Annotated in this window: 20 protein-coding genes; 10 read left to right on the top strand and 10 right to left on the bottom strand. The window is 40.6% G+C overall.

Going from position 1 to position 20955, the window contains the following annotated elements; genetic code table 11:
• Window positions 1-187: 187 nt before the first annotated feature.
• Both ACZ5XX_RS02120 and nrdD read right to left on the bottom strand, forming a co-directional pair.
• Entirely contained in the window at window positions 188-739 is a 552-nt protein-coding gene (locus ACZ5XX_RS02120; RefSeq protein ID WP_464585146.1) for an archaemetzincin family Zn-dependent metalloprotease, read from the bottom strand.
• A gap of 13 nt (window positions 740-752) precedes the next feature.
• Window positions 753-3068: an anaerobic ribonucleoside-triphosphate reductase gene (nrdD, locus tag ACZ5XX_RS02125; RefSeq protein WP_464585148.1), complete on the bottom strand. Its 2316-nt coding sequence runs from the start codon at window positions 3066-3068 to the stop codon at window positions 753-755.
• Between the two features lie 329 nt (window positions 3069-3397).
• On the opposite strand from nrdD, the gene hacA reads away from it, so the two are divergent.
• The 6 genes from hacA (at window position 3398) to mmp11 (ending at window position 8845) form a co-directional block, all read left to right on the top strand.
• A complete protein-coding gene (gene hacA / locus ACZ5XX_RS02130; protein ID WP_464585150.1) occupies window positions 3398-4654 on the top strand; it encodes a homoaconitase large subunit in 1257 nt (418 codons plus the stop codon).
• Between the two features lie 14 nt (window positions 4655-4668).
• A complete protein-coding gene (locus ACZ5XX_RS02135) occupies window positions 4669-5148 on the top strand; it encodes a 3-isopropylmalate dehydratase small subunit (protein ID WP_464585152.1) in 480 nt (159 codons plus the stop codon).
• A gap of 6 nt (window positions 5149-5154) precedes the next feature.
• Window positions 5155-6147, top strand: coding sequence for an isocitrate/isopropylmalate family dehydrogenase (locus ACZ5XX_RS02140; protein WP_464585154.1), 993 nt, complete (start codon window positions 5155-5157; stop codon window positions 6145-6147).
• Between the two features lie 26 nt (window positions 6148-6173).
• Window positions 6174-7361 carry a cysteine desulfurase gene (locus tag ACZ5XX_RS02145; RefSeq protein ID WP_464585156.1) on the top strand — a complete coding sequence of 396 codons (1188 nt, stop codon included), beginning with the start codon at window positions 6174-6176 and terminating at the stop codon, window positions 7359-7361.
• 117 nt (window positions 7362-7478) lie between these two features.
• On the top strand, window positions 7479-7895 hold the full coding sequence (ribH, locus tag ACZ5XX_RS02150; protein WP_464585158.1) for a 6,7-dimethyl-8-ribityllumazine synthase: 417 nt from the start codon (window positions 7479-7481) through the stop codon (window positions 7893-7895).
• Between the two features lie 14 nt (window positions 7896-7909).
• On the top strand, window positions 7910-8845 hold the full coding sequence (gene mmp11, locus ACZ5XX_RS02155; RefSeq protein ID WP_464585160.1) for a methanogenesis marker protein 11: 936 nt from the start codon (window positions 7910-7912) through the stop codon (window positions 8843-8845).
• On the opposite strand, the gene ACZ5XX_RS02160 is transcribed toward mmp11, so the two are convergent.
• Window positions 8826-10517 (bottom strand): glycosyltransferase, encoded by a 1692-nt coding sequence (locus ACZ5XX_RS02160; protein ID WP_464585162.1) that lies wholly within the window; start codon window positions 10515-10517, stop codon window positions 8826-8828. The genes mmp11 and ACZ5XX_RS02160 overlap by 20 nt on opposite strands.
• A 427-nt stretch (window positions 10518-10944) precedes the next feature.
• On the opposite strand from ACZ5XX_RS02160, the gene purE reads away from it, so the two are divergent.
• Both purE and ACZ5XX_RS02170 read left to right on the top strand, forming a co-directional pair.
• Window positions 10945-11946: a 5-(carboxyamino)imidazole ribonucleotide mutase gene (purE, locus tag ACZ5XX_RS02165; RefSeq protein WP_464585164.1), complete on the top strand. Its 1002-nt coding sequence runs from the start codon at window positions 10945-10947 to the stop codon at window positions 11944-11946.
• Between the two features lie 23 nt (window positions 11947-11969).
• Window positions 11970-13235, top strand: a complete 1266-nt coding sequence (locus ACZ5XX_RS02170) for a UbiD family decarboxylase (RefSeq protein ID WP_464585166.1) — start codon at window positions 11970-11972, stop codon at window positions 13233-13235.
• Here ACZ5XX_RS02170 and amrS read toward each other — a convergent pair.
• Genes amrS through ACZ5XX_RS02190 form a run of 4 tightly spaced genes read right to left on the bottom strand, consistent with a single transcriptional unit; the run spans window position 13232 to window position 16038 of the window.
• Window positions 13232-14242 (bottom strand): AmmeMemoRadiSam system radical SAM enzyme, encoded by a 1011-nt coding sequence (gene amrS, locus ACZ5XX_RS02175; RefSeq protein WP_464585168.1) that lies wholly within the window; start codon window positions 14240-14242, stop codon window positions 13232-13234. The two genes, ACZ5XX_RS02170 and amrS, sit on opposite strands and share 4 nt — an antisense overlap.
• A complete protein-coding gene (thiL, locus tag ACZ5XX_RS02180; protein WP_464585170.1) occupies window positions 14239-15240 on the bottom strand; it encodes a thiamine-phosphate kinase in 1002 nt (333 codons plus the stop codon). The genes amrS and thiL overlap by 4 nt, the downstream gene beginning before the upstream one ends.
• A complete protein-coding gene (gene cfbA, locus ACZ5XX_RS02185; RefSeq protein WP_464585172.1) occupies window positions 15237-15668 on the bottom strand; it encodes a sirohydrochlorin nickelochelatase in 432 nt (143 codons plus the stop codon). The genes thiL and cfbA overlap by 4 nt, the downstream gene beginning before the upstream one ends.
• The gene (locus tag ACZ5XX_RS02190) at window positions 15640-16038 is read right to left on the bottom strand and encodes a Zn-ribbon domain-containing OB-fold protein (RefSeq protein ID WP_464585174.1); all 399 of its coding nucleotides are present in this window, start codon (window positions 16036-16038) and stop codon (window positions 15640-15642) included. The genes cfbA and ACZ5XX_RS02190 overlap by 29 nt, the downstream gene beginning before the upstream one ends.
• Before the next feature lie 179 nt (window positions 16039-16217).
• On the opposite strand from ACZ5XX_RS02190, the gene ACZ5XX_RS02195 reads away from it, so the two are divergent.
• Window positions 16218-17120 carry a hypothetical protein gene (locus ACZ5XX_RS02195; protein ID WP_464585176.1) on the top strand — a complete coding sequence of 301 codons (903 nt, stop codon included), beginning with the start codon at window positions 16218-16220 and terminating at the stop codon, window positions 17118-17120.
• On the top strand, window positions 17117-17953 hold the full coding sequence (locus tag ACZ5XX_RS02200) for a hypothetical protein (protein WP_464585178.1): 837 nt from the start codon (window positions 17117-17119) through the stop codon (window positions 17951-17953). The genes ACZ5XX_RS02195 and ACZ5XX_RS02200 overlap by 4 nt, the downstream gene beginning before the upstream one ends.
• Here the strand turns inward: ACZ5XX_RS02200 and ACZ5XX_RS02205 are convergent.
• From ACZ5XX_RS02205 to cobJ, 3 genes are read right to left on the bottom strand one after another with little or no spacing between them, the layout of a single operon-like run.
• On the bottom strand, window positions 17950-19272 hold the full coding sequence (locus tag ACZ5XX_RS02205) for a magnesium transporter (RefSeq protein WP_464585180.1): 1323 nt from the start codon (window positions 19270-19272) through the stop codon (window positions 17950-17952). The two genes, ACZ5XX_RS02200 and ACZ5XX_RS02205, sit on opposite strands and share 4 nt — an antisense overlap.
• 26 nt (window positions 19273-19298) lie before the next feature.
• Window positions 19299-19847: a potassium channel family protein gene (locus tag ACZ5XX_RS02210; RefSeq protein ID WP_464586150.1), complete on the bottom strand. Its 549-nt coding sequence runs from the start codon at window positions 19845-19847 to the stop codon at window positions 19299-19301.
• 49 nt (window positions 19848-19896) lie between these two features.
• Window positions 19897-20952: a precorrin-3B C(17)-methyltransferase gene (cobJ, locus tag ACZ5XX_RS02215; protein WP_464585182.1), complete on the bottom strand. Its 1056-nt coding sequence runs from the start codon at window positions 20950-20952 to the stop codon at window positions 19897-19899.
• Window positions 20953-20955: the final 3 nt, after the last annotated feature.

Here is a 20955-nt window from a genome sequence, read left to right on the forward strand (position 1 = left end):
CTGCAAAACTGATCTGTAGTGTGCACCGTCTTTTTAAAAAGTTCCACACGCTTATCCAATTTCTCAATATATGTTAATGGATTGGAATTTTATTTTCTCCAACTCCACCCTTTTTCTGCAAAATGTTGACTTAAAACATCCTATCCATGAAGTTAAGAGGTTGGGTTTCAGCCACCCCAAAAGTTATTCATGCTAATTTTAGTTTCTTTAGACACATATTACAGAACATGTAGCTTTTTTTGTCCGTGTCTGTGATGCTGTTGCTGAAATACATTACACAAAAGGGATTGCTGCAATGGGCTAATCCAAATGTGTGGCCAAGTTCATGTATAGCCTCTTTCAGCACCCTTTCTATGAATATCCTCTTATTTAAATGTCTTAATCTATAAGTTGATATTATTGCAAATTTTCCAGGGGATTCTGCCTCCCCGAATACGAAATTTAAATGAGGTGCATAAAGGTCGACATCTGTTACGCCTAGGACGCGAGTGACATCTTCTTCTTGGAAGAGCGGGCTTTCCCTGCGGCTTCTTGTAAACTCCGCTTTCATCCTATTTTTTAAAAAAAGTAATAATTTGGTGGAATGATATTGGTTTCTTAATGGGTTATATGCATTCTCTGGAACTTTTAGGTTCTGGTTAGAAACTATACATTTGGTATTGAAGATGCTGGATATGAACTTCTTTAGGAGCTCCAAGATTTTTTCCTCAACATTTCCAATGGGTTGTATGGTTATCATGGCTTGGGGGAAATTATAAATTGTAGCGTTTTCTGTCGAGTAGTTCTTGTCTTTTGCCTTTGTTCCATCCTCCGCTGGATGACTTGGCCCTTCCAACTTGTTGGACGTATCCTGTTATGCGGTCGTACCATTCTACTTCCTCTTTTTCGCCGCAGTTGGCGCAGGTTTCTTGCAATCCTCTCATGAGGGTTTTGCATTTGAGGCAGAAACTTAGAGCGCTACTATAATCCCAGAACCCTATTTTTGTATTTTGGCAAATGTTTTTTGTGAATTTTTGAAGTGCTTCTGTGTCTGGTTGGGCTTCGCCGAGCCATGCATGGAATATGTGTCCTCCAGGTGTTATTGGATGGTACTTTTCTTCTATTTTTATTTTCTTTATCATGTCTATTTCAGCATCTACTGGCACGTGACTGGAGTTAGTGTAATAGTATGAGTCTTCTTTTCCTTGTACTATGGCTTTTTCCTTGTATAATTTTTTGTCTAACATCGCAAATCTGTGGGCTGTGCTCTCAGCGGGCGTTTGTAATACGCTCCATCGCAAGCCAGTTTCTTTTTTGAGTTCCTGGGCACGATCATATAAATATTCTATTACCTCGAGTCCGAATTTGTTGGCATAAGGATCTGCGATACCGTGTCCTGTATGATATTCTAGCATTTCGTTCAGGCCAACGTATCCGAAGCTTAGGGTTGCATTTTCTATCCTATAATAGCTTTCACCTTCAATTTCTTGTGTGAGGAAAGGTAATAGATTATAGTTGTTGAGGCATTTGAGTGCTTGTTTTCTTCTTAGTTGTAGTGTGTTGAGTGCGAGGTCAAGGTATTCGTCAATATACTCAAATATTTCGTCGTCATCTTTTGCCTGGTATGCGATCCTTGGGAGGTTTAAGGTTACATATGCTAGATTCCCTGTTCTAAGGCAGTCTTGTTCCCAGTTTCCTGTCCAATTGTCTGAGAGTAGTGTTCTACATCCCATGTAATTGGACATTTCACCCCTGTAATCTGCTAACATGTTAACAAAATATACTGTCCCGTATTTAGCGGCTAATTCATGTACAAGGTGTAAGTCATCATCAAATTCGCCTTTGAGGGTTTCTTTGCGGATGACATATATCGTGTTCGGGAATAGGTGGGGTTTGCCATCAGCGTCTCCTTCAAGGAGCACTTCCGTGAACGCCCTTGTAACCTGTTTAGCCTCTTCATAAAAGTCTCCGTATACTCCCATTTGTTCACCACGGGGCCCGTAAGCCGGCACGTCTAATAGGAAATCTGGTACTGCGAATTCTAAGTTTATACTTGTGAATGGGACTTGACTCCCCCTTGCGGCATATGCCATGTTAAGGTTGAATATGAACATTTGCACGGCTTGTTTTATTTCCTCGTATGATAGGTCGGCGGCGAATGGTGCCACAAAAACATTCCAGAGGCTCATGGCCTGGCCGCCGGACATGTTTTGTTGGGCTGCTAGCAGTATTTCCCCAGCGTGGTTCATAAGGGTTTCAAGGTGTTTTGGGGGTCCTGCGACTGATGTGTGATCTCCTGTCCCGTCGACCCTAAGACCATGCTTTATAAATAATCTGAGGTCGTGTTGCAAACAGTTCAAGGGGCGGGCTGCAAAAAATTCGAGATCGTGTATGTGTATGTCTCCTGACATGTGGGCGTCTGCTAGGCGGGTGGGTAGTATGTGGAGTAGTGTGTATTGTTTGAGGGCTTCGTCGGCAACATATTTGTGGACAGTTTCGGGGTTGTGTATCATGTTTGCGTTGTCTCTTGAGCCTTCGGTTATGAGTTCTGTGATATTGTACACTGGTATTCCGAGTCTGGTGTATTTTCTTCTTAGTTTTTCTAGGCCGTGTTCGATGAGTTTGGTGTTGACCATCTCTCTTATCATTGGGGCTGTGAGGTATTCTACGTCAAGTTTTTTAAGTTCTTTCCATACTCCTGTGGCTATTTTCTCTGCTAGTTGTGGTGACGCTCCGGCTTCTTTGATTAAACTTTTTTCTATTTTCTTCTGGTTGAATGATTCTATTGTGTCACGTGATGTTCTAACTTTTAATTTTCTGGCGGCTAAGTACTTGTCCGCTGTTTCTTCGTCGATCTCTTTTAATGAGGTGTATACTAACATTTTTATTTCTCTGGTTGTGATACCATCATAGGCTGATTTAGCGACTTTTGATGCTATTTTTTCAGCGGCCCAGAGGGGTGAGCCCACCATTAGAAGTGATTTAACGAGTTTTTCGTGGCTAAATTTTTCTCTTATCCCATTATTTTTTTCAACGCTAATATCCGCCTTTGAAGGTAGTTCGGCTAAAATGTGTGAATCTTTAATCACAAAATCACCACTTTCAAATACAAACTATTTTTATCTGGTGTGGAAAAAATTATCAACAAATATTATATTAGAGCCTATATATTAATTCTACGGTTTAATAACCCATTTATAAAGAGGGTATTGGTAATTAATAAGGTATTTATAATCTTCTGCGAATAAATCGGAAGGAAATTTCCGAATCATCATTCAACACTATGAGTTCATGGAAGATTTTCACTATAATCTTTATATTAGTATAAAATAAAAAAATACAATAAGATAGAAAAGAGCGCCTTATTCTATGATCGCTCCATTAACTCTTCAAAAGATTCGATCAGGGAGGATTAAACGTGTCCATGACTATTTCTGAGAAAATACTCGCAAAAGCTGCTGGTAAAAAAGAGGTCGAAGCCGGTGAGATAATAATGGCTAATATAGATGTGGCTATGATGCATGATCTGACAGGTCCCCTCGCTGTTGAAGCATTTAAAAAAATAGGATCGGAAAAAGTATGGGACCCATCTAAGGTAGTTGTACTATTCGACCATCAAGTACCCGCAGATTCCATAGAAGCTGCTGAGAATCATATAATCATGAGAAAATTCGTGAAAGAACAAGGTATAGAAGATTTCTATGATGTTAGAGAGGGCATATGCCACCAAGTACTGCCAGAGAAAGGCCATGTTGTCCCAGGGGATGTTATAGTTGGGACAGATTCACATACTTGCACTCATGGGGCCCTCGGGGCATTCGCCACAGGTATAGGGTCAACAGACATGGCAATGGTCCTAGCCACCGGAAAATTATGGTTCAAAGTCCCGGAAACCATCCGATTCGAAATAGAAGGCCAACCAAAGAATCATGTATGTGCAAAGGATATCATATTATATATCATAGGAAAAATGGGAATAGATGGAGCCACATACAAAGCTTGTGAATTCACAGGAAGTACAGTGAAAAACATGACCATTTCAGAAAGGCTAGTGCTCTGCAACATGGCCATCGAAATGGGTGGTAAAACAGGGATAATAGAAGCAGATGAAAAAACCATAGAATATGTGAAAAGAAGATCAAAAAAACCCTATAATATCATGAAAACAGACCCTGACGCGCCTTCACTCGAAAGCATGCAAGTAAACGTCGAAAGCCTCGAACCACAGATAGCATGTCCACACAACGTAGATAACGTGAAACCGATAAGTGAAGTGGAAGGGACAGAAATAGACCAGATATTCATAGGATCGTGCACAAACGGGCGCATAGAAGATCTAAGATACGCTGCAAAAATACTAAAGGGTGGAGAAATATCAGAAAGAGTTAGAATGCTAGTAATACCTGCCTCAAGGGAAGTTTACACAAAAGCTTTAGACGAAGGTTTAATAAAAATCTTCATAGATGCGGGCGCAATAGTATGCAATCCATGTTGCGGCCCTTGCCTCGGAGGCCACATAGGACTCCTCGGACCGGGAGAAGTCAGCCTCTCAACTTCTAACCGGAACTTCAAGGGCAGGCAAGGAAGCCCAGAATCAGAAGTATACCTATCATCTGCAGCAGTAGCCGCAGCCTCCGCAATAAAAGGAAAAATAACACACCCAAATAATATCTAAGGGCGTGAAAACCCATGAAAGGAAAAGTTTGGAAATTCGAGGATGATATCGACACCGATCAGATAATACCAGGCAGATACCTTGTCATAAGAGACCCCAAGAAACTTGCAAAACATCTAATGGAAGGTATAGACCCCCAATTTCCAGATAAAGTTAAAAAGGGCGATTTCATAGTAGCGGGTAAAAATTTTGGATGCGGTTCATCAAGAGAACACGCCCCTCTAGCCCTAAAGGGCGCGGGGATATCAGCAGTAATCGCAGAATCTTTCGCAAGAATATTCTACCGCAACGCGATAAACCTTGGAATACCCTTACTAGAAGCCCCTGGAATATCAAAACACCTAAAAACAGGAGACGAAATAGAAATCGACCTAGAGAAGGGTATAATAAAAAAGGATAAAAGAGAATTCAAGTTCAAAAAATTACCAGAGTTCATGGTGGAAATACTTAAAAAAGGTGGTTTAATCCCATACCTCAAAAATAAGAATTGGTGAAGTCGCATGTATAAGATAGCGGTCATCCCAGGAGATGGAGTCGGAAAAGAGGTAATGGACGCTGCATTACACATACTCAACGGCCTCGATTTAGATTTTGAATATGAGTTTGCAGAGGCTGGAGATGAATGTGCAGAGAAAACCGGTGACTCACTCCCAGATGAAACCTTACAAATCATAAAAGATTCAGACGCGTGCCTATTTGGTGCTGCTGGAGAAACCGCGGCCGACGTCATAGTTAAGCTCAGGCGTGAGTTGGATTTGTTTGTTAATTTGAGGCCTGTTAAGTCTTTGCCTGGTGTTGGTGGTTTGTTTTCTGGTTTGGATTTTGTTATTGTTCGTGAGAATACTGAAGATTTGTATGTTGGTTTGGAGGAGTATACGAGTGAGGGTGCTGTTGCCAAGCGTGTTATTACTCGTCGGGCTTGTGAGCGTATTTGCAAGTTTGCCTTTGATTATGCTTTGAAAGAAAATCGGGGTAAAGTAACGGCTGTGCATAAAGCCAATGTCCTTAAAAAGACTGATGGGATTTTCAGGGAAGAATTTTACAAGGTTGCAGAAAACTATCCAGAAATAGAAGCCGAAGATTTTTATGTTGATGCCATGGCAATGTACCTCATCAGAAAACCAGAAGAGTTCGAAACCATTGTAACAACAAACATGTTCGGAGACATACTATCAGACGAAGCAGCAGCACTAGTAGGAGGACTGGGAGTGGCACCATCAGCCAACATCGGCCAAAAAACCGGAATATTCGAACCAGTGCACGGATCAGCACCCAGAATAGCCGGAAAAAACATAGCAAACCCCACAGCAATGATACTATCAACAACACTAATGCTAAAACACCTAAACAAAAAAAAAGAAGCCACACTAATAGAAAAAGCCCTCAAAAAAACCCTGAAAAAAGGAATAAAAACCCCAGACCTCGGAGGAAAACACACAACAACACAAGTAGCCCAAAAAATCAGAGAACAACTAAAGGAATATCTTTCATAACGAACTCATTTTTTGAGGTGAAAGGGATGAACCCCCAGGAACTTAGAAATGATATCCCCCTACTGGAAGATTATGTTTACCTTGACGCTGCGAGCACAACACCAACCCCCAGATTAGTGGTAGAGGCTATGAACAAATACTATTACAAGTATAACGCTAACACGGGAAGGGGGGCATATTCCCTTGCAGCTAAAGCAACTGAAAAATTAGAAGAGGCAAGAAAAAAGGTGGCAGATTTTGTGAACGCCCAAGCAGAGGAGATAATATTCACAAAGAATACAACAGAGGCAATAAATCTTGTCGCAACAGGTCTCAGATTTGAGAAGGGGGATTCTATTATCGTCCCAAACATAGAACATCATTCAAATTACCTACCTTGGTTAAAACTCCGAGAAAAAGGTGTGAAAATAAAAATAATCAAAGCAGATGAAAATGGTGTTATCGACCCTGGGCGCGTAGAAGAAGCCGCTGACGAGAATACCAAGCTTATAACAGTAACACATGTATCCAATGCTATAGGTTCGGTACAGGATATAAAAACGATTGGCAAGATCTCAGAAGAGAACAATATCCTCTTCATGGTGGATGCTGCACAATCATTTGGTCATATGAAAGTTGATGTTAAAAAATTTAGAGCAGACTTCGTAGCATTCCCAGGACATAAGGGGGCCTTAGGTCCTGTTGGCACAGGATTCCTCTACTGTAACCTTCAAAATGTTGATAAACTTGAACCTCCAAGTCTTGGTGGAGGTACCGTAATTGACGTCCTAGAAGATCAGTTTAAATTAGAAGAACCACCAAGGAGATTTGAGGCTGGAACATTAAATATAGCAGGTTTCATAGGCCTTGGAAGGGCCATAGACTACCTTAAGAGGATAGGTATGGACAGGATAGAAAAACATGGGGAAGATCTTACAAAAAGATTATATAAGTGCCTCACAGAAATTGACGCAGTTGAATGTTATGGGGACCCCAAAAATATTTATGGGATAGTATCCTTCAACATAGATAATATAAACCCTGATGATGTTGCGAGAATGCTGGATGAAATGGCTTGGATATGTGTTAGGAGCGGTCATCATTGCGCCATACCAGCTATGAGACATCTTGGAGTCCATGAAAGGGGTGGTACCGTGAGAGCCTCCATCCACTATTATAATATCCTAGAAGATATTGAAATACTAATAGAAACTGTAAATGAAATAGCAAAATAGGGGGGTGTCTAAGATGACAAAGGCACAAGTGATAGCCCTACTCATAATAATCATAATGATCATAAGCACAATCGCATATGCGCTAGTGTAAAAACTTTCATTGGAGGGAACATGGTAATGGAAAAGGTTAGGATAGGGGCTGTGGTAGCTGAATTTAATTATGACATAACCCAGATGATGTTAAAGTTGGCTGAAGAACATGCTAAATTTCTCGGTTCTGAAATAACTAAGGTCGTGCCTGTCCCGGGCGTTTTTGACATGCCCCTTGCGATCAAGAAACTCTTGGAGGATGACAAGATAGATGCTGTCATAACACTTGGAGCCGTTATCGAAGGCGCTACAGATCACGATCAGATAGTGGCACAGCATGCATCCCGTAAAATAGCCGACCTTGCACTAGAATATGATAAACCAGTAGCCCTAGGAATCTCAGGACCAAGCATGACCCGCTTAGAAGCCCATCAACGAGTAGATTATGCTAAAAGGGCTGTTGAAGCCGCTGTTAAAATGTATAGGAGACTGAACAAACTTTAAGTCTTGGGATTGAATTGCAGATTTTAAAACCTGAAGAATTAAGGGAGAAGTTTAAGGATCCTTGGATAGCCCCCTATAAGAAGATTATCACAATGGTGGACAAAGACCTTGTGGAGATAATAGAATATCATCCATGTATCTCAGGCTCCCATTGGATGATCTACCAATACCCGCGGACAAGCAAATTAATACTAAAAGCAAAGAGGGATGGTAACCGCCATGTTTACCTTACAAGGACGGGGAAAACCCATCTGAATCTAAGGGCAAGTTTGAATGCTGCTGGGATCGAAGAAGTCACTATAACCGGGGACGAGGTCAAGGTTGTCCACGCCGGCCTCGCAGGGGCTGGGGTTGGCGCTGCAATGTGTAGGGGGATGGCAGAAGGCGTTAAGCGGGTTGAATTATATGATATGGGTGGAGGGTCAAAGCTTGGACGTGCCGCTGTGATAACACCAAGACTTGAAAAGGTTATCATAGGCATAGATGATACAGATACTAAAGATAAGGGAGCTACATGGACCCTTGCCCATAATATTGGGGTTGAACTTTCAAATAAAGGTTTTGAGTACTTAGATCATATTATAGTGCAACTTTATCCACACAATCCATATAAGACGCAGAATTGTGTTTCCGTGGCATTAACATTCGCAGTTAAACCAGGAACTCAGGATAAGCTCGTAGAAAGGATTGTAGAGAAGCTAAAGGAGAAAACTCTTTCTGATAAGACTTCCATCGCGATATTTAATGGTATAATGATCCCAGAGGAACTTAAAGAATATTCTATAAGGGCCAAGAGAGAATTAGTTACTGTGGAGGATGCCAAACAGGTTGCAGAAAGGGTTGGGATCCGACTAGTAGAAGTCACTGGAGCCCAGGGGCAGATCGGGGCCCTTGCAGCTATAGGATTGTCTGATGATGTTGACGAGGCTGTTAAAGTTTATCAGAGATGATATTGAGGAATATACCATCTTCTGTTGTGGCGAATCGCATATTACTCTTTATTGGCTTTCCGATCTCTACTGTTATAATATGAGCACCCCAGTATATGGTATAGTTTTCCCGGGGCAAGTTTTCATTAAAGTATATTGTCCTAGCATGCAGTCCATTTATATAAATGGAGTATGAGCCATTCTCTATCACACCCGAGGTTGTGGCGATCTTTTTACCATCAAAGTAGATGTTTACTTCACGTCCACTTTTATCATTATCCTCAATCAAGATGCCATTTTCTATCGTAACATTAGATTGATTTAAAATTTTCTGGACTGCGAATATATTATCGAAAACTTTGCGAAGTGCGCTGTCTCTGATCACATCTCCCACATTCACATCTAAAACTTCCCTGGCATTTGCTGGTATCCTTATGATGTTACCATCACTAGGCCTTGATTCTTTTAATGTGTAATCTACTCCCCCAATGTAGATAATGTCACCATAGTTGAGCCCTAGGGTGTCAACAGCCTCTTTCGGCAACCTTATAGTATCATTTTCGCCTTCAAGAGCACTATCTATGGTATATGGCCCCCTCACATCGAATGTCCTATTCTCCACGTTCTTCTTCCATATTATAAGGTTTCCGGGGTTGGGTTCGATGGATATTTTACCCTCATCAATATGAACTGCCCCTAAAAGTGCTGAAATCATGGCAACAAGGATAAGGGCTGATACAAGAATGGGAAAATGCATGTAAACGAATGACCTTAAAACTTGTAAGCGCCCCTTTGAACGGGCTAAAACATAATATGATCTTTTAACCAATGCCACAAGATAATAGGCTGCTATGATCACCCCCACAATACCCATTATAATACCCACAGTTGGGGGAAGCGCCCTGATAAAAAATATGCTGAATATCCCAAGGGTGGTGAGTGAAAGTCCAAGTATACACATTCGAATTGATTCCCCCATGGAATCCATCATGGTTATCCTACCATATTCAAGGGCCCTGGCAACGATGGTCCTGACAACTTCTGTAGCTACAATGTTAAGGTCAGAAAGACTCGCCATATCATGTTCAAGTTCGCCTATATCAACCTCTTTAACATTTAATCCTTGGACGTCAGCATCAAGAATTATCCCCACGTCAACCCCATAATCATCCTCAAATTTCATCCGTTCAATAACGCTTCTTTTAGCGGCGAATTGACCGCTTAATGGTTGCTCAAATTTTATCTCCGGGAAAAAAAACCTTAGAAGGGGTTTTGCAGTTAACTCGGTAACTCTACCAGCTCTCCTTTTAAATTTAGTCTTTGTAATATCTGCTCTACCATCTATGATGGGTTTTATCATCTTATCTATCTTGGCTGTTGTGATATTTTTAAGATCAGCATCCAAGAAGACTACAATATCCCCAGTTGAATGTTTAAAGCCTGTTCTAAGGGCTGCTCCTTTGCCACGATTGCTTGCATGGCGTATTATCGTCGCACCAGCCTTTTTAGCCTCTTTGTAAGTATTGTCGGATGAACCATCATCCACCACAATAACCTCATCTACATAAGATGAACTTTGGGCCGTCTTAACAACATTCGCAACAGTCTTTTCTTCGTTATAGGCAGGTATGATCACTGAAACACTAAAATCCCTTTCACGTCCCTTAAAAACACATAAAAGTATTACAATCATGAGGATTAACCAAGACATGTCTCTAACTCCAAAGATTCTATATCTTGTGGGATTATCTCCGACAACTCTACTAATGTTATTATAAAAAACACTACAATATATACATTAAACAAATTATAAAGAAAAGCCTAAAATTGAGATTTCACCTCATTAAAAGATTAAAATTGTAGGAAAAGACATTTTCACCCCATGTCAAAAGCCATGTTCCACATTCCTAATTTGAGTGATTAAGTCAAATGCGCGCTCCCTGATGGAAATGGCTTGCGAGGGTATCCCATACGAGCAATCATCGACATCACCCGCCCCAGACTGGTTGACAACGTCCCAAGAGCCGGCCCCCCTAGAAATCCAATATGTATTTAAATTTAACGGAGGTGAGAAGCCCGCCCATACCCTTTACAGATAGTGTTTCCAAAGGGCGTTAAATATGAAGCCAAAGGTAATGATAATTCTTGGAAGCGGAACAGATTATAGGATAGCCGAAAAGGCCATGAATATCTTCGAAGAACTTAGAATCCCATATGACTTAAAGGTGGCATCAGCTCACAGAACCCATGAAAGGGTTAAGAGTATCGTTTTAGATTCTGTTAGAAATGGTGTTGAAGTTTTCATGGGCATAGCTGGATTATCCGCACATCTTCCAGGAATAATAGCCGCGAAAACTTATCGGCCAGTTGTGGGTGTTCCTGTTGATGTTAAAATAGGGGGGCTTGACGCTCTCTTCGCATGTTCTCAGATGCCCTTCCCAGTTCCTGTTGCCACTGTCGGTATTGACAGGGGAGAAAACGGCGCCCTATTCGCCGCCCAGATACTCGGAACCTATAACCAGAAGATAAGGGCCCGTATAATAAAACTCAGAGAAGAATACTATGAAAAGGTTGAAAGGGACGAATCACGCATCATCAATAACATGAGAGGAAACTACTACTCCCCAATCAAAATAATCACCCCAGAAACAATCTGGACAACCAAAGAAGAAATAACAGATAACAATCCACTTGTCTCTGTTGTCCCAGGCAGTTACTCTGATATGAAAATCACCAAGAAAGTCACCATGTTCCTCGATAGACTGGGCATATCCTATGACCTGAATGTTATATCCCCCATAAGATACCCAGAACGTTTCCAAAAATACATAGAAGGTATGGAAACTGTTAAATTATTCATAGCGATCAGTGGATTATCTGCACATGTGAGTGGTGCAATAGCAGCCCTTACAGACAAACCAGTTATAGGAGTCCCATGTGCTCTTAAAGCCTATGGTTTAGATTCTTTATTCTCCATGGTTAACATGCCCCCAGGAGCCCCTGTAGGTACTGTTGGCATAGAAAATGGTGGCAACGCAGCCATATTAGCAGCCGAAATCCTCGGGATAAAAAATGAAAAAATAGAAACAAAAGTAAAAAAACTAAAGGGATGGACCTATTAATATTCAAAAAAATTGGTGATCAAATGAGAAAATTTTTACAATCCATAAAAGACGAATTCAATATCATAAGGATCGAAAAGGAAGTTTCAACTTATATTGAAGCTGCTAGAGTCCTCAGAGAACATCCCAAGGAAATCGTGATCCTAGAAAATGTCAAAGAATCCAAAATACCCGTGATCTCAGGAATATGCAACAGTAGAAAGAAGATCTCAAGGGCGCTCAACTGCAAAAAAGAGAACATAACAAGGCGAATAATCCAAGCAATGGAGAACCCAACACCAATAGAAAGTACCGAAAAACTTGAAGGTTACCATTCCTTTAAAGCGAACCTAGAAAAGCTACCAATCCTCACATACTACAAAAAAGATGGGGGCCCTTATATTACCGCGGGTGCCATCATAGCCAGGGACCCAGAAACCAGAGTGCGGAACGCCTCCATCCACAGGATGATGTTACTCGATAAAAGACACTTAGCTGTGCGCATAGTCCCAAGACACCTCTACAGTTACTATAAAAAAGCAGAGGAAATAGGGGAAGATCTGCCCATAGCTATAGTCATTGGAATGCACCCTGCAACATTACTCGCAACAACGACATCAGTACCAATAAATGTTGATGAACTAGAAGTTGCCAACAATTTTCATGATGGAAAACTTAAACTTTTCAAATGTGAAAAAGTGGACCTAGAAGTTCCAGAGGCGGAGATAATAATAGAGGGGAAGATTCTCGCCGACGAGAGAGCTGATGAGGGCCCTTTCGTGGATTTAACCGGCACATATGATATTATAAGGGAAGAACCTGTTATAAAAGTTGAAAGGATCCACTTTAAAGACAACCCATTATATCACGCTATTCTACCCGCTGGCCTTGAACATAAATTACTCCAAGGACTCCCACAAGAGCCGAGGATATTAAAAGCTGTGGAGAATACTGTTCCAAGCGTGAAAAATGTGATTCTTACAGAAGGCGGTTGTTGCTGGTTACATGCAATTATCTCCATGGAGAAACAAGCGGAGGGCGATGGTAAAAATGTTATAATGGCGGCTTTATCAGCCCATCCCTCATTAAAACATGTTGTAGTTGTTGACGATGATATAAATCCCTTTGATTTAGAGGACGTGGAGTATGCGATAGCTACACGGGTAAAAGATGATGACATACTTATAGTCCGCGGAGCGAGGGGTTCATCCCTTGACCCTTCAGCGTCAGCTGATGGGACAACTACAAAGGTCGGTGTAGACGCCACAAAACCATTAAAAGAGTCCGAGAAATTTGAAAGGATAGCCTAGATTATTATATCGATCTTTGCATTACAGGATGGGCACCTATCCTTTTTCAAATTTAGCCGGTTAATCTGAAAACCATATCTTTGTATTAGAAGTTCGCCACAATTATAACAATAAGTGTTTTCCTCTGAAAGACCTGGAACATTCCCCACATAAACATATCTCATGCCTTCTTCAAGTGCTAAATCGCGGGCTTTGAGAAGGGTTTCTGTTGGCGTTGGGGGTAAATGTCGCATCTTATAATGTGGGTAGAAGCGCGTGAAATGTAACGGAACCTCAACCCCAACCTCCTCGACCATGAACTTGACAAGGGCCTTAAGCTCCTCCTCTGAATCATTATATCCGGGTATTATAAGGTTTGTGACTTCAATGTGTATCCCTGCATCATGCATCCATTTTATACTGTCAAGTACTGGTTGCAATTTTGCACTGCAGACAGTCTTATAGAATCTATCTGTCATCCCTTTTAGGTCTATGTTAGCAGCATCTAACAACGGTGATAAGAGTTCAAGGGTTTCCTCCGTCATATAACCATTCGTAACATAAACGGTCTTAATATCATCCTTATGTGCAAGTTCTGCACAATCAAGTGTATATTCGAGCCAGATAGTGGGTTCGTTATACGTCCATGCAATAGACTTACAATTATACCTCTTCGTGGCTTCAATAGCTTCTTTGGGTGGTATATCCTCTGTGTATGCTTCATCTATTACTGCTTGTGAAATATTCCAATTTTGGCAGTGCTTGCAACGAAAGTTACAACCAATTGTCCCCAGAGAATAGACAAAACTTCCAGGGTAGAAATGAAATAGTGGCTTCTTTTCGATGGGATCTACTGCAGAGGAAGATACAGCAGCATAGATCAAACTGTAAAGTTTACCATTTCTATTCTCTCTTGTGAGGCAAAACCCCCTTTTGCCTTCGGGAATTGAACACCTTCTATTACATACGCTACACTTCACCCTTCCGTCGACCTTTTCATAGAGAATAGCCTCTTTTATCAACTTCAACCCCTCAGATGTTCATATCCTTTCACTGGTAATGTGTATGTTCTTCCTTCTTTATCAACTATTTCAATCGTCCCTGTTGTGGTGACCTCACCTATGATATGAAAATCTAATTGAGCACGGAGGGGGGTGATATTCTCGGGTGGGAGTGTGAAAAGAAGTTCGAAGTCTTCGCCATAATAAAGTCCCAACTCTAAGGGGTCCTCCTTGATGAATTTCGCTATTTCTTCCACTTCTTGGGGGATGGGGAGCTTATCCTCGTATAATTTTATACCAATGGTTTTAGGGGAGGCTTTTATCAGTTCATTCAATTCACTTACAAGACCATCTGTTATATCAGTGGCTGCGTTTACGAGATGCGATTTTGCTATTATCAAGGACTCTTTTAATCTTGCCCTTGGTTTAAGAGCGTGATCCATGATCCTAGATGTATCTGCTATTGGCACTTCCTTTGTTCTAGAGAGGATTATTTTCATCCCGGCTGCTGCAAGGCCTAATTGTCCTGTTACCCCTATCAAGTCCCCTTCTCGTGAACCACTTTTTAAAAGCACGTTCTCTTTCAGTGTTATCCCAATGGCGGTTCCTGCTAGTATTATTTCATCTGCTTCTTTTGTATCTCCGCCGATGAGAGGTATCTTGTAATGGTCGCAAGCTTTAAGGATACCTTTAAGGAGTTCGTCGAATTCTTCAACTTTCATATGGGGTGGGAGGCCCATTGATAATAAAAATCCTAATGGCTTCGCCCCCATCGCGGCCAGGTCACTTACGTTGACTGTTACACTTTTCCAGCCCATTTGTTCATGGGTCATGGGCTCAGGGAAATGTGAGGTTTGTCTTAGCAGGTCGGCTGTTGCAACAATGTATTCTCTGCCCATGTCTATGATGGCGGCATCATCACCAAGACCTTCTATGTTAAAATCCCTCAGATGAGATTTTATATTGGCTATTATCCTTTTAATAAGCTTTTTTTCGCCTAAATCTGAGATTTTCATTTCTATCATGAAATGGCGGAATTTACCCTGTCTTTTATTATTTCAACGATTCGCGGGTCCGCGCCTATGGGTTCTGTGTAAATTATTTCACCGTCAAATTCTGCTTTTTCATCGTGTTGGTGTTCATGGGAATGTTCGTATTCCTTTCCATCATTTATTCCTAGTATGTGTGGTATGTCATGTTTTGTGTGCACACCATGGGCCAGGAATACTGGTGTGACAATTATTTTTTCAACACCTTTTTGTGAAAGTTTTTTTATGGCTTCTGGGATGGTTGGTTTTGAAATGTTCATGAAGCCTACTGCAACTGGGTATTCTACTTCCATCTTGTAGAGTCTGGCGAGTTCTTTTATAACTTTTTCTCCGTAGGGTAGTCTGCTTCCATGGCCTATGAGTAGGACTCCTATTTTAGCTTGTTGGTTTGAATTTGAAGCCATATGTTATCACCCCGTCTTTTCCTTCTTCTCTTATTTTTCTGAATACCATTTCTACTTTGTCTCCTATTTTTATGTTGTTAGGGTCGCAGTCGACAATTTGGGTGGTTATCTTAACCCCCTCTTCTAATTCGACTATGGCAACTACGTATGGTGCTATGTTTTTGAATTCGTTACTTGGAGCGTGTATCACGGAGTAACTGTGTATTTTACCCTTCCCCTTGAATTTTATATCTTCTAGTTTGCCTTTTCTCCTGCATCGGGGGCATACTATGCGTTTCGGGAAGAATACTGAGCCACAATTTAGGCATTTAGAGCCTAGTAGATTGTAACGTTGGGGTATGTGGCGCCATGTTCTCACGGTTTCTGACATTTTATAAACCTCCATTCTGCATTATTTTCTGGTTTGCATCTTTAGAATGGGTGGGGGTTATTAAAACCTTTTTTACGTTTTCATGTTATTTAAATTATTCACGGGTAATACTTTGTGTTATGGTTTCTTGAAACTATTATGATAATATTTTTATAATATTATGTATTATAATATTATTTATGGTAGGGAGTAAGGGTTATGTTTTGAATGGAACAGTGCTTTTACTTATAATCCCAATTTTCATATTATTTCTCAGCACTTTAACTATGTTAGATTATGAGAATAGGGCTAATTGCGATTCCATAAATTCAAACAATGTTATGTCAACATTTAAAGACGTGAAAGATAATATACCAATTATAACCCTGGATGTTTTGAATAATACTGCCTATGGGGTCATTGAAGAGAACATGACAATTATAAACAGCAGCGAATATGTGAAAGCGAAAGTGCAGGAAAGAATCGACAAACTCATCTATGACTGTGATGTGAATTGTACCATAAAAACCATAACCTCCTATGAAGAAGATCCATTCTATATCGAGGTGAATTCAACAATAACAGTCCAAAAAGGCAATGTTAAACATGCAGAAAACATTTCACAACTAGTATCTGTTGAAGGTCTGCCAGATCCTCTCCCGTTCACGAAATGCGATTCAATCTCCCACAATCTTACCAGTATAGAATACTATCACAGTTTAGCAGCTTATCTTGGAGGCGCAAATGGATCATTTTATGAAAACGCCACTTCACCTTTCATTATCAGAAAATGCCCCTATGAACCTTATGAAGTTCATGGATCTGCTCTTGTCATGATAGATTGCATCCAAAACGGTTATTATCATGAAAGTAATGATGGGGCTTGTTACCTCTGCCGGTTGGAGGGAAAGGCTACATGCCCCCACCGAGGTTTGGAGACCTTCATAATCCCCCATGGGTTAAACAATGGCTCCACCATAGCCTCGGTGGACCATGTCATATTCGGGGACTTATATGAAGGCTCGCCATTCATCATAAATTCAACAACAGTCTACATACTCTTCCTGGATGAAGCTCACCGAAAAAAGTATGGGATAAAATGAAGGAAGAAGGCTTGGTCTTCTCAACAGACGTACTATTATCAATGGTCATCCTAATTGTTATAATGGGCGTTTCCAGTGACTTAATGGATATGAAAAGGGAGATAGACCACGAAAACCTTCAAAGATATTACTTTGAAAGGGTAGTAAGCGAAACGACAGAAATACTAATAGATACACCCGGATCTCCAAATAATTGGGAGACTCTTCCAACAACCGATAATGTAATCCCTGGATTATCCTCTAGTGAAAGTTCCGAGATTTTATCCTACGACAAAATAAGTAAATTAAAAGCCACCCCAGAACTCCTCAACAAAATACTCCCACCACAACTACATGCAAACATAACAATATATCCCTGGAATAATATACCCCCCATTATGATTAGATGCGAAGATGGAACACCCCATGAGATATTCGTGGTGAACAGGACAGTCCAATGTGATTTCTACAAAAAATATGTTATACTAGACCTAAATTCAAAATCTAATAGCTGTTATAGACATGGAACATGGAAATGCGGCTACTTCAAAACAACATACGAAGAAATTGAAAGGAATAATTATTACCTTTTAGCAGATAATCCAGGGGTATCATGGATTATGGACACTCCTGAGAACAAGAACGATGAAGAGAATCTTTACGAGTCTCCCGTGCTTTTAAATGACAGGATAAGAAGCCTATTATCTTCGAATTCTACTGGGATAATATGGATACATGCAAGGTCTGATGGGAATGTTCTAATCATTTCCGTGCCGAAGGGATCTTCCCCACCACTTCAACCAGATTATTTCCAGGTTCAACCGTGCGATTTTGTTATGGTAGCATGGATTTAAACGTTCAAAAATAATATTATCATGAAAACAAGGCAAAGATTAGCCATAGGGTCGGTTAAACTCGTTGAAAGGGGTACGACAACATTGTCAGGGTCTAGTTCTTTTCGATATGAAAGAGAGTTCAGGTAAAAGCCTAAAGTCAAGAGGAAGGGTGTTAGGAGGTAACCTGAAAGTGCGCTTATCAGAATCATCTTATGGATAGGAATTGTTGGCAAGCCCAATGCAGCGCTTACAAGATGGGCTAAAACCCCTATCACTGGATAGATTATAATGGAAAGTATGATGATTATACCAAAATTATGAAGAGCCCCCTCCCTTGGTATCAAAGTTGGGGGTATAGTACCTGAATGTAGACCAGAGGATAATCTAGCGCCCAGTATACTTACGAGGTCTCCGCTTTCCCCTGAGAATAAAGGTACAAGTGCGAGTATACTAGGATTATCTAATATGATAGATAATCTGCTGTTTAGGATGCTACCTGCACCTGTTCCAAAGATTGAACAGAGAAGGAGCACTGGGACGCTTTGACTAACTATGCCCTTCAAATATCCATCCCCTTTTAACCCTATTAAGAGGCCTAATACTCCCATTAAAATGAAAAGAAGAAAAAATGTTGGTTCTAGGATTGTGTTTTTTATTAATTCCAGAAATAGTATGGCTAAAAAAAGGGATGGTAGTGTGAAAAGGTCTCCTGATGCTGCTATCAAGGGCGTGGTAATATTGTCGGGGTCCCACCCATTTTCATAACTTTTGAGCGCGATCAGAATCGTGGCGGGTAATAAGAAAGTTCCAGAGATTATACCACCCATAACTGATATTATGGTGAAATCAATTATCCCTATGTTTCTAAAATTTGAAATTTCGCAGAGCATCCATGCCATGAATCCAAGGAACAAGGACATTACTATGGTTAAGATGATGGTGGCTTCTATGTTCTCATTTAAAATTGCAGATTTTTTAAGTTCTGTTGAAAGAGTACCTATGTGGAGGTTTGATCCAAGGCGTGAGCCTAAAGCCCCGAAGATGTTACCTCTCATTCCTATTGCACCGGGTATAAGAACTATAAGACCGGGGTAAGCTTCGAGGAAATGCGTCATTTTACCGAGGACGATACCTGCTATAAGGTCGCCGATAGCGCATATAAAAAGTGCGAATAGGCTTTCTCCAAGGACTCGTCTTATGCTTTTAATAAAAAAATTTATTTTATTGAAAACTTCGAAGAATTTTATAAAAGCCTTTGAAGAGAGTATTGAAATGTTAACTAGGAGGGTGAGCAGGTGATCCATTATAGTTTTGATTTTCTCTGTTAATTTTTTCATCTTGGATCACCTGCAAATTCTAATATTTAAAGTTCATCAAGTGACATTTCATTCTTAGCAAGTTTTCTCAATAACTCTGCCCCGGCTTCATTGCCCTTAGCGATGAGGGTATCCCCTTCGACTAAAACAGTATTCCTGTCAGGCCCATAGATCCATGATTCACCCCTTCTTATAGCGATTATCCTCATACCAGTCCTTGTTCCTAAAAGAATTTCACCTAGTGATTTCCCAGCGAGTTCTGACCCCTCATTTATGGTTACCCTCACGATTATCTCATCAGACTCCTCCATCACCATCTTAAATACTGGGTGGGGTTTTATTCCCTTTAAAACTAGTTCTGCAATGTCCTTGGCGGCGTCTGCTATATTCTCAGTGGCTTGCCCCACTTCTAGTAAGGCTGTGAGTTCCTCCGCGTCTTCAACAGATCTTGCAGCAAGCAGAGACTCCTTCTTGATCTCATAATTAAGCCCGTTCACCCTATTCTCCAATTTTTTAACTTCCTCTGCAGCATCTCTACTATTAAATAAAAGTGCCGAGTATGCTAAATCAACCATCAACTCCGAAAGATTTTTCATTTCAATCAAGATATCTTTAACACTAGCCTTTGACAATTTTCTCCCCCTCTCACTTCGATCTAGTTTTACAGATGCAACTTCTCCTCAATTTCAAAAGCTCCTTCTTTTTCCTGTTAAGATCTTCAACCTCCTTGATAATATCATCCAAACTTTTCTTTAAACATTTAACCGTGTCTTCTTCATGGATCCATTCACATTCCTGACAACTCCACACGCCTTTATCCTTTATCCAGTAACCGCCTGTTGAACCGTCCCCACAAGGATAGAACGGACAATAACAGAATGTGCAATCTTGTCCCATGAAATGACAAGGATAGTATTCACATTCAAAATTGGGACCCTCTTGGATCTCTCCGTTAATATACCTTTGATAATATTCGCGTGCAAGTGGGTGTATAAAGTATTTGAGGGCATATCCTCGTGGTGTTATCATGTAACCTTCTTTAATGTAGGTTGTAGGGTTGCCGATTATTATAGTGGTCGACATATCCACCTTCTCAGCATCTAATCTTCGAAGGGTTGTTACCTTGACTGTTCCCCCTTTCACAATCCCCACCGGAGTGTCAGAGGTTAAATGTTCTCTAATTATCTTTAAAGCTTCCATTAACGGTTTTTTCCTCCTTTTGCTTTGTGGATTATAGAATACTATGACAAACCCTGCTGTCACGGCATTTTCAACCTTCTTTTTTATCTCAGAAAGTGGTGTTAGAATATCACTCAAACTTATAACAACAAAATCATGTAAAGGCGCTCCAAGGAGTGAGGCCGCATAATTTGCTGCTGTAACACCAGGTATCACTTCAACTTCGATATTGGAATATTTGTCGATCAGATGAAAAAATACGTTAGCCATTCCGAAGATTCCAGGATCCCCTGAACTTATCAGTGCAACATTTTTTCCTTCTCTGTGCTTTTTTATCGCGATCTCAGCCCTTCTAATCTCTTCCCGCATCCCTTTCTCGATGATTTCCTTGTCCTTTATGATATCACGAATCCTGTCAACATACTTTTTGTAGCCTATTATAACATCAGCATTTTCTATAGCTTTAAAAGCTCTGAATGTCATGTCATCTCTTGCAGGTCCAATGCCGACGATTTTGATCAATTT

Source organism: Methanothermobacter crinale, from assembly GCF_055397825.1.